3 protein-coding genes are annotated in these 2,901 nt (G+C 35.1%); all 3 read right to left on the bottom strand.

Annotated features, from left to right (window positions below):
* Positions 1-206: 206 nt before the first annotated feature.
* Complete coding sequence (locus tag ABIQ27_RS01585; RefSeq protein ID WP_348031422.1) at positions 207-1,511, bottom strand: (Fe-S)-binding protein; 1,305 nt, start codon at positions 1,509-1,511, stop codon at positions 207-209.
* Between the two features lie 10 nt (positions 1,512-1,521).
* Entirely contained in the window at positions 1,522-2,481 is a 960-nt protein-coding gene (locus ABIQ27_RS01580; RefSeq protein WP_348031420.1) for an MlaD family protein, read from the bottom strand.
* Between the two features lie 50 nt (positions 2,482-2,531).
* On the bottom strand, positions 2,532-2,901 hold a 370-nt coding region (locus tag ABIQ27_RS01575; protein WP_348031418.1), incomplete at its 5' end, for an SPOR domain-containing protein.

Below are 2,901 nucleotides of genomic sequence, written 5' to 3'. Positions count from 1 at the left end.
TGGTAAAATCGGACTTAAATGCTGTCCGTTTTGGGTAATACTTTGCAAGCTCTTGTCAATGTCTTCCGCTTTCATTTTTTTACTTTTTATATTTCACATTCATTAGACAAATTCCCAAGTCTCACATTTATGGTAATTTGTAGTTGTTTATTAATTAAATGTGATAAATCACATTCCAATTCAGATATGATAAATCATATCAATTATTATTCATTCTTCCAGTTTAATCTGTCCTGTTGGTTGTATTGCCATGGCGCACCATTGTTCTCAATGTTGGTCATCATCGCATTCAAAGATTGTGGAGCGGCACTTTGTTCCATTACCAAATAGCGTCTCATATCCATGATAATCGACAACGGGCTGATATTTACCGGACATTCTTCAACGCAGGCATTACAACTTGTACATGCCCACAACTCTTCTGCGGTAATGTAATCGTTTAACAATGCTTTATTATCAGTTACAAAAACACCTTTGTTGGCATCTATATTTTTGCCTACTTCCTCCATTCTGTCACGCGTATCCATCATGATTTTACGTGGAGATAATTTTTTTCCAGTTTGATTCGCGGGACAAGCAGAAGTACAACGACCACATTCCGTACAAGTATATGCATTAAGCAATTGAACCCAATTCAAATCCTGTACATCGGAAGCTCCAAATTTATGTGGAACCGCATTGGCATCAACAGGTTGTGCTGCAAACGGATCAGCGTTTGGATCCATCATTAATTTTACCTCATTGGTAACACTTTCCAGATTGTCGAATTGTCCTTTCGGATTCAAATCGGCGAAATACGTATTGGGGAAAGCTAAAAGAATATGCAAATGTTTTGAATAGTATAAGTAATTCAGGAACACTAAAATTCCGGTAATATGCAACCACCAGGCAATCATTTCAATGGCTTCAACCTGAACAATATCTAAAGATGTAAACCAAGGATTGATGTATTGTGAAATTATGTTTCCGGAATTCATTGACTGAAAATGCAAATCGGTGGCGTTCATAATCAGGAACAACGACATCAAAACCATTTCGAAATACAAAATCGTATCAGCATCTCTTTTTGGTGCGCCTTTCAAATCGGAACTTGCAAAGCGTTTTAATCTGATAATATTTCTTCTAATCCAAAAAACAATAACAGCAACTAATACTAAAACAGCCAAAATTTCAAACGAACCAATAAGGAAACTGTAGAATCCACCAAGAAAAGAAAACACTCTGTGTGTTCCAATGAGTCCGTCAATAATGATTTCAAGAACTTCTAAATTGATGATAATAAAACCTGCATAAACAATAATGTGAAGAAAACCTGCAATCGGTCTTTTTACCATTTTGGATTGTCCCAACGCTATCATTGCCATGTTTTTCCAGCGTGCTGATGGATTATCATAACGATTAACATCATGACCCAAATTAATATTGCGTTTTAGTTTAATTACATTTTTTGTAAAAAAACCAATACCCAAAATGAGGATAATAGCAAAAAGTATGTTGTCGATATAGATCATGGCTTACGTCTTACTTTTTAATAGTATCGTTTACTGGTGGTGCCTTATAAGGTTTGTTTTTCTTTCCGAAAAGTGACACATTCACATAACGCGTTGGATTAAGACGGAAATCCTGCAACAACAATTCTAACTCTTTAGACGATTTAGACAAGTTAGCATACATGGTTTCGTCTTTGGCAAGTTTGCCCAAAGTTCCTTTTCCGGCTTGCACATCTGCCATTATTTTATCAACACTGGCTAGTGTTTTCTCTAAACTTTTAACTGTTTTACCAATGTTTGCTTTGGATATTGAATCAGATATTTTAGCAAAGTTAGCCGAAGCTTTATCTACGTTTGCCAATGTTGAGCTGATTTTTCCTTTGTTTTCAGCTAACATTTCGTTTACTGATTTTGAAGCAACTTTAAATTCGGCTAAAGTGGCATCAAGGTTGGCAATGCTGCTTTTTAGATTTTGTTTTGTTTTGGAATCCAAAATCGTATTTACATTTTTCAAAAGCACATCAGCAGAAACTACCATTTTTTCTACTTTTTCCTGAAGCGGCGTCAATCGTTCTGCGACCAAAGATGTTAGACCTGGCTTAGTATCTCCCATTAATGTCATTCCAGATACGGCAACCGATTTGTCCTCAAAATTAGGGATAATCATAATTTGCTTTCCACCAATTAATCCAGGTTCGTAGATAGAAGCCACACTTGTTTTTGAAAAAGGAAAATCTGATTTGATTTGTAATGCAACCTGGATTTTACCTGTGGCATTCAAGAATTTAATTTCGCTGACTTTTCCAACGGTAAGTCCGTTAATCGTTACAGGTGCTGAATTAACCAAACCTTCAACATTGTCATATTGAACGTAGAATATTTTGTAATCCGTAAGTAAGTCTCTTCCTTTTAAAAAGCTATAACCCCAAATAAATAACAAAATAGATGCAATTACTAAAATTGCGGTCTTAATTTCTCTAGTGATTTTCAATGTAAATCTTTTTTGACAAAGTTAAAATAAATAATTAAAACTCCTTATTATTATTGCTTTAATGCTTCCTGAACCGAAACTTTCTTACCATTTTTATAAGCAATTAAAAAGGCAGATGAATATCCTTTGGCTTTGGCTTCCGATAATAGTCTTTTTGCTTCCTCATAACTTGATGTTTCACCATACATATATTTGTATAAATTTCCTTCTGAAGCAACCGAAATTTTGCCTAAACCTTTAAAGTTACTTGGTACTGGATCCAACTTGGTTCCGCTTGCAGAAAGTTGCACTTTGAATGAAGCGATACCCGAACTGACAACTTCTGGTCTAACTTCAGGTTTTTTCACATCCGGCTTTTTAACCTCAGGAGTTTTTACTGTCGGTTTTTTAACGATAGTATCAGGTTTTTTTAGTGGTTCT

Source organism: Flavobacterium sp. (assembly GCF_039916025.1).
Classification (GTDB): Bacteria; Bacteroidota; Bacteroidia; order Flavobacteriales; family Flavobacteriaceae; genus Flavobacterium.
This window is presented reverse-complemented; position numbering and strand designations above follow the sequence as displayed.

Bases quoted from the DNA above. Each gene is read 5' to 3' on its own strand.
- ABIQ27_RS01585 (WP_348031422.1), bottom strand. From the start codon at position 1,511: ATGATCTATATCGACAACATACTTTTTGCTATTATCCTCATTTTGGGT.